The following is a 7,043-nucleotide window of genomic DNA, read 5'->3' as shown; positions in this document are numbered from 1 at the left end:
AATCTAGTGACAATGGCGGAGGGGCAACACCTGTATCCATACCGAACACAGAAGTTAAGCCCTCTAGCGCTGATGGTACTTGGCTGGAGACGGCCTGGGAGAGTAGGACGTCGCTGGATCTCAGATATTCTTGGGTAGCTCAATGGTGGAGCAACCGGCTGTTAACCGGTAGGCTGTGGGTTCGAGTCCCACCCCGAGAGCCAAAATATGGCCCTATGGTCAAGCGGTCAAGACACCGCCCTTTCACGGCGGTAACCCGGGTTCGATTCCCGGTAGGGTCACCATATTTTTGGGCGCATAGCTCAGTTGGGAGAGCACCTGCCTTACAAGCAGGGGGTCATAGGTTCGAGCCCTATTGTGCCCACCATTTTCAATTTAATAAACACAAAAAAATGGCCCGGTAGTTCAGTTGGTTAGAATGCCAGCCTGTCACGCTGGAGGTCGTGGGTTCGAGTCCCTTCCGGGTCGCCATTTTTTGCTGGTGTAGCTCAATTGGTAGAGCAACTGACTTGTAATCAGTAGGTTGAGGGTTCAAGTCCTTTCACCAGCTCCACATTAAACTAGTCTTTATAGACTAGTTTTTTTATTATCTAAATTTAGTTATATAAAATAAAAATACCTCACCTAATATTAAAGGTGAGGTATTTTTTTAGACAGAAAAACACACAGTAATCGCTAGCACGTTATGAGGGAGGAGTCCTGCGATCCTGTGTGTTTCATATTAATAGGGGAGCACAAATCGGGGGGTGACCGATTTGTGCAATAAATTTTGAGTTCAACTCAAAATGTCAAGGTTTAGATCATCGATTCATAGACTCTAGATGATCTGCATTTAAAACAAGAAAAGGGGATTTCTTGTTTTTTTAATTATCTTATAGGGGAGTCTATGGTTATATTATAGGCTACAATGAAGTATGAGTGGTGACAAGAGGTTTAAAGTGTCATGACAAAATGGTGACGATTATTAAAAAGAACCGACTAAACTATGAACAGATTGAAAACATGAAACTAATAATCAAGTGTATACAAAGGTTGAGCTAATTTTGAAATTTTTATTTATTTGAAACAAATAGAAAATTTTAGGGTAAATAAGAACAAAACAGTTTAATAAACTCAAAATACTTAGAAACTTTATTTTTAGCTATAAAAATGGAAATAATTACTTTCGAGAGAGGTGTAGATAGAGTGATAAGAGATAATAATTTTTATAAGAATGTGATAGTTTTTGGATTTTTAGCATTGGTATTGATATTATCTTCTTGTGAATCAAAAGATTATGAAGACAATATAGATAAACTATCACATTTTATAGAGGATAATATGAGATCTGATTTAGGTGGAATATATACAAATTATATAGATAGTGAAAATGAAGGAGCTATAACGAAGGGACATGACATATTGTCAGAATCTATAGGATTAGATCTTCAAATATCAATAGCAGAGAAGAATAAAGAAAAATTTGATGATGTAGTTGAGTACATAAGAGAATATTGGTTAGATGAAAATAATATAGTATATTGGAGATTAGATGAAAAAACTGGTGAACGAGGGAATGTAAATGCTAGTATTGATGATTTAAGAATTATTAGAGCATTGTTAGATGGGTATAAATTATGGGGTGATGAAGAGTATTTGAGTTTATCTAAGAATATGGAAAGAGGTATATCGAATTATAATTTATGGGACAGCTATATACTAGATCATAATGGAGCAAATTTAGTAATAAGTTTATTTTATCAGGATTTTAAAACCATGAATTATTTGGAGGATTATAATATTTTTTGGAAAGAAATCAAAGAAAATAGTTTAGATATAGTGCAAAATGGATACATTGGGGATGAATTTCCATTCTATTACTCAAGCTATGATTTACAAAAATCAAATTATATAAAAAAAGATGAAATAAATATGATAGAAACATTAGTAACTGTATTTCATTTGAGCGAAGTAAATAGAGTAAAAGATGAAACTATGAAATGGCTGAAAGATAGTATTGAAAAAGGACCTATATATTCTCATTATAGAAATGGCGACTGGGTAGCTATTACGCAAAGAGAATCTACAGCAGTATATGCTCTTATTGCTAGAATCGCAAATAACGAAGGAGATAAGGAACTTAGAGTACTTGCCATTGATAGGATGAAACAATTTCAAATACAAGAAGATAGACATGTTTTAAATGGTGCATTTGGCGATAGAGAGACTGCGGAAATATATTCTTTTGATTTATTACAGGCTATGTTAGCATATTTGGGGGGATAATTATGAATAAAAAATTAGGATTATATAGACATAGATTTTTGATAATATTCATCATGAGTTTATTCGGATTATTTTTTTACTCACTTTGGAATGTGACAGACATGAACTGGATGGATTATTTACTTTTAGCATTATTAGGATTCAATATAATAGTAGCAATAGAGACTACCGTGCAAAAAGGTTTGATTATTAGTATGTTTATATTGCTAACATATGGAGGAATAATATTTTATCAGAGTATTACAGGTGATTTTGTGCAATTAAAGCTTCATTATATATGGCTAGCAGCATTTCCTATATGTACAATGCTAGGAGGGCTTATGGGCGAACAAATAAAAAAAATGGAGCATAATATAGAATTGTACAAGAAAAACTATGAGAGATATAGAAATTTGGATTTAGAGACTGGTTTTGGTAATCTAAATGGATTTTTAACTCAATTAGAAGTTGAAATGGCTGAGGCGAAAAGATACGATTATCCACTAACAATAGGAATAATAGAAATATTGTATTTTGATGAATTATTAGCAATACATGATGATGATCTCAGTGAGGTTTTCAATATATTGTCAGACGCGCTCAAGGAGATAATGAGAATAGAGGATACAAAATTTAGAATCGATGAAAAAACATTTGCAATAATACTGCCACATACTCCAATGGAAGGTGCAGAAATTTTGAAAAAGAGGATAAAGGAAAAACTACTACACATAACAATACAAAAAGAGTCCTATTATAAAAATTACAAATTTGAAATTAGGATGGGAGTTAAGCCATATGCGATTGAATATGAATCTCCACTTGAGTACAAGAGAATGGCAGAAAAGGAACTTGAGTACGATGTATAGTCGAATTAAGGTTTCGAGTCTTTGTTTTTTGATTCTTGTTTTATTATGTGTGGTATTTTGTGATAGCTCTTATGCAACGGATGTAGAAAGTTCACAAAAATCAGATGTGATTATACTATATGATTTGGAAAATTATTATGGTGATGATAGAGATGCTGTAGAAGCTATCGGAAATTTAGTTTCTCATTTTGATCATAGAGCAGAGCGAAAAAATTTATTTGAAGATGTCATAGAACTTTCTGATTATGAATATTTAATTGTATATTTGGAAAATGAAGAAAATTTGAGAGATGATTGGATAGAGATACTTAAAAAATATAAGGGGAAAATAGTTTGGATAGGTCAAGGGGTAAATAAATTAGAAAAAGGAATAGTAGATGTTGGCAGAGTTAACAATTTGATAAGGGTTGTGTACAACGATAAAACATATGATATAGGAGTGAAGCGTTATTTTAGAAAAGTACAGGCTAGTTTGAATTCTGAGGTATATTCTGAACTATTTGATGGCAGCAATTATTATCCATTTATAGTTAGAGATGAAAATCTTTGGTATGTTTCAAGGCTGGACTTGAATGAACCGTTATTCTATATTTTTTCAGATGTATTGTTTGACATATTTGATGAAATACCTGAAGCTCATGAGGGGGTTTACTTCAAAATTCAAGATATACATCCGTTTACAGATCCAAAAAATCTTAAAAGGACAATGGATATATTTCTAGAAAGAGGGATTCCATTTGCAATGAGTGTGATTCCTATTTACAAGGAGGAAGGAGCTAATTTTGAAACTCCAATACGTGAAAAAAAAGATCTTATAAAAATTATTAAGTACGGAGAAGCAAATGGTGGGAGTTTGATACTTCAGGGGTCACATCAATTTTTTAGTTCAGATGGTATTAGAGGACAGGATTATTTTGAGTGGAAAAAAGATAAAGGAGGAACTATAGAAGAGTGGATAGATGAGATAATAGAGGAAAGTATGTCAGAGATGGCATACAATAAATTTTATCCTATAGCTTTTGATCCAAAGCATTTTAATTTAAGTGATGCAGCGTATGTTAGAGTATCTAAACATTTTGATACTATGATTGGTTGGCTTCAAGATAAAGATTGGTTAAACAAATATACTATATATCCATTTGAAATAAAATCAAGCCATGGATTTAAGACATATATACCTGAAAATTTGACATACGAGTATAGAAAAGGACCTTATGCATTGCAGGAGTTAGAGGAGCGATTAGATAAGGTTACTATTACGCGCCAGTTTTTAGGAGGAATATCGATAACTCCAGATATTGATGAAAAAGTTTTAGTTGGAACAATAGATTATATACTATCATCAGAGATACCTTGTTTATCGCTTGATGAATTTGACATAAATGTTGATTCTGAATTTTACAATGTTGAGATTATTAACGGACAAAGTGTTATTGAAGTAGGTAATATAGCGCAGATAGATAGTGAAAATGTCGTTTTATTAGGTGTATTTTATATAATATTGCTAGCGTTGGTATTTGTAGTGATTTTGTTTGGAATAACTTATTTTAAGAGCAGGAAAAAGACGAAAAATAGACTTTTTTAGGGGGGATAGTATGAGTTTTTTAGATGGCTTGTTTCTGTTTTCAATGTTTTCTATATGGGCGATGTTGTTTATGAATATAGTACTCACTTATTATGGACATCAATACTCTGTAGAAGTCAGAGACAGAAGAGTGAACATACTCAGAGACATGAGAAATTTTCCACGAATTTCAATTATGATTCCTGCGCATAATGAAGGCAGAGTAATAGAAAGAACACTACTATCTATGATTAGGTTAAATTATCCTCGAGATAAATATGAAATCATAGTCATAAATGACAATTCATCAGATGATACGGGAGAAAAAATAGAAGAGGTAAAAAGACACTTCAAAGACGTTCATATAAAGCATATAGTTACGACAAAAGAAAATGGTGGGAAGGGAAAATCAAATGCACTTAACATAGGGTTTAAGCAGGCCAAAGGCGAATTTATAGTGGTGTATGATGCAGATAATACACCAAATCCTCTAGCGCTGAGATATCTTGCATATGAGATAGATCATCATCCAGAATATGGAGCTGTTATCGGGATGTTTAGAACAAGAAATAAAAATAAGAATTGGCTTACAAAATTTATTAATATAGAGACTCTTAGTTTTCAATGGATGGCACAAGCCGGTAGATGGAAGATACTAAAAATGTCTACAATACCAGGAACAAATTTTATAATAAGAAAGAAAATACTTGATAAAATAGATGGATGGGATACGGAGGCTATTGCGGAAGATACAGAAATTTCATTTAGAATATATCAAATGGGATATAAAATATCATTTATGCCATTGGCTAAAACATTTGAACAAGAACCAGAAACGATAAAAGTGTGGATTAAACAAAGAACTAGATGGGTTAATGGAAATATATATGTATTGGTCAAATTTATCAGAAAAGCATTTAAAATAAAGCAATCTAGAATTATATTTGATTTGATATATTTCTTTTCGGTTTATTTTTTCTTTTTGACGTCTATATTGGTTTCAGATGCAATATTTTTGATAGGAGTATTTACAGATATGAGAATAACTATATCGGGTAATTATTTGCTTATATGGTTATTTAGCTATTTAGTATTTATATTACAAGTGGCCATAGCACTTTCTATTGAAAAGGGTGAGAACAATAAAACTAATATATTTTTATTGACAATAATGTATTTTAGCTATTGTCAATTGTGGCTTGTAGTTGCTATTAAAGGATTTATTAGTTATATAAAAAAAGCTATTACTAGGGGGGAGACCAAATGGTACAAAACAGAGAGATTTTAAAAAAAGTTATATGTATTATTACTATAGCCATGTTAATAGTTTTTCCAAATATTATTTTAGCTAGTCAAACGGATCAAAGAGCATATACATTGCAACTCGGTGTGTTTGAACAAAGTGCTACACTTGAATCATTTAAAGAGAAACTTGAAGATAAAAACATAGAGTATGAAATACGAGTAATTGAGAACAGAAATTATGTGTACACAGGATTATATAAAACTTATAATGAGGCATATAAAGCATATAACAATTTAAAAGATATTGGAATAAATGGATATATAAGAAGATTAGATATTGGGAAAAATAATGAAATGATAAAAGAAGATAGCTTGATTCAAGACAGAATAGTAGATGAAATGTTAGATGGAGCTATAACTGAAAATCAAAAGGATATTGAAAAAGTTAAGAATGAGAAAAAAACAGAAGGTAAGACTACTGAAGGTAAGACTACTGAAACTGATAAGATGGAAGCAAAAAAAGTGAATTATGATGATTTAAATATAGCTGGTAAGGATAGGAATTCAATAAATGTAAAAAACATAATTATAGAAGATGATATGGTATTTGAGGGAGTATTAGGAGAGCAGATAGTATTTTTCACTGTAAATAAAAATTGGGATATAAATGACAATTCATATGCGTATATAAGATTTGGTCATAGTATACCGGAGACGTATTTTGGTTCTACACTCACAATATCTATAAATGGTGTGCCTGTAAAGACTATATTTATGAAGCAAACATATGAGGATATAGAGGATGTAAAGGTCAAAATTCCATCTAATTATTTTAGAGAAGGTATAAATGAACTTAAAATTAAAAGTTATCACAGAATAACTCAATTCCAATGTGATGATGATAGCAATCCAGGAAATTGGGTGGTAGTTTTTAAAAATTCATATTTGCATTTAGAATATGGGCATAAAGCAGATGAAGTGAGTTTAAAAGAGTATCCATATCCATATTTAGTAGAAGGCGCAGATGACCCAGTTCAAGCTATGATACAAATTCCTCAAAACTACAATGAGACTACTCTTAAGACGGCGTTATTGCTTAGTGCTGATTTGGGACATAGGTT

At 31.7% G+C, this 7,043-nt stretch carries 5 protein-coding genes, 5 tRNA genes and 1 rRNA gene; all 11 read left to right on the top strand.

Translation table 11 applies throughout. From position 1 onward, the window contains the following. The first annotated feature begins 2 nt into the window (after positions 1–2). Positions 3–119: ribosomal RNA gene (gene rrf / locus N4A40_13615) — 5S ribosomal RNA — on the top strand. Positions 120–128: 9 nt separating this feature from the next. Beyond that, positions 129–203: transfer RNA gene (locus tag N4A40_13610), tRNA-Asn, on the top strand. Between the two features lie 6 nt (positions 204–209). Then, a tRNA-Glu gene (locus N4A40_13605) sits at positions 210–284 on the top strand. A gap of 7 nt (positions 285–291) precedes the next feature. Then, positions 292–367: transfer RNA gene (locus N4A40_13600), tRNA-Val, on the top strand. 27 nt (positions 368–394) lie between these two features. Next, positions 395–471, top strand: a tRNA-Asp gene (locus tag N4A40_13595). Positions 472–477: 6 nt separating this feature from the next. Beyond that, positions 478–553: transfer RNA gene (locus N4A40_13590), tRNA-Thr, on the top strand. A 596-nt stretch (positions 554–1,149) separates the two neighbouring features. Further along, positions 1,150–2,265 carry a glycosyl hydrolase family 8 gene (locus N4A40_13585; protein ID MCT4662890.1) on the top strand — a complete coding sequence of 372 codons (1,116 nt, stop codon included), beginning with the start codon at positions 1,150–1,152 and terminating at the stop codon, positions 2,263–2,265. 2 nt (positions 2,266–2,267) lie between these two features. Further along, on the top strand, positions 2,268–3,113 hold the full coding sequence (locus N4A40_13580; protein ID MCT4662889.1) for a GGDEF domain-containing protein: 846 nt from the start codon (positions 2,268–2,270) through the stop codon (positions 3,111–3,113). After that, entirely contained in the window at positions 3,106–4,698 is a 1,593-nt protein-coding gene (locus tag N4A40_13575; protein ID MCT4662888.1) for a DUF2334 domain-containing protein, read from the top strand. Before N4A40_13580 ends, N4A40_13575 begins: the two co-directional genes overlap by 8 nt. Positions 4,699–4,708: 10 nt before the next feature. Continuing rightward, a complete protein-coding gene (locus tag N4A40_13570) occupies positions 4,709–5,965 on the top strand; it encodes a glycosyltransferase (protein MCT4662887.1) in 1,257 nt (418 codons plus the stop codon). Further along, positions 5,941–7,043: cellulose biosynthesis cyclic di-GMP-binding regulatory protein BcsB (locus N4A40_13565; GenBank protein MCT4662886.1), on the top strand; the 1,103-nt coding region annotated here is incomplete at its 3' end. The genes N4A40_13570 and N4A40_13565, both read left to right, overlap by 25 nt.

The organism is Tissierellales bacterium, from assembly GCA_025210965.1.
Lineage (GTDB): Bacteria > Bacillota > Clostridia > Tissierellales > JAOAQY01 > JAOAQY01.
The sequence above is the reverse complement of the archived record's forward strand: the minus strand, read 5'-3'. Positions and strand labels throughout refer to the sequence as shown.

What these genes read in the sequence shown, in the direction of transcription:
- N4A40_13570 (MCT4662887.1), top strand. Translation starts at nt 4,709, where the DNA reads ATGAGTTTTTTAGATGGCTTGTTTCTGTTTTCAATGTTTTCTATATGG.
- N4A40_13580 (MCT4662889.1), top strand. Translation starts at nt 2,268, where the DNA reads ATGAATAAAAAATTAGGATTATATAGACATAGATTTTTGATAATATTC.
- N4A40_13575 (MCT4662888.1), top strand. Translation starts at nt 3,106, where the DNA reads ATGTATAGTCGAATTAAGGTTTCGAGTCTTTGTTTTTTGATTCTTGTT.
- N4A40_13585 (MCT4662890.1), top strand. Translation starts at nt 1,150, where the DNA reads ATGGAAATAATTACTTTCGAGAGAGGTGTAGATAGAGTGATAAGAGAT.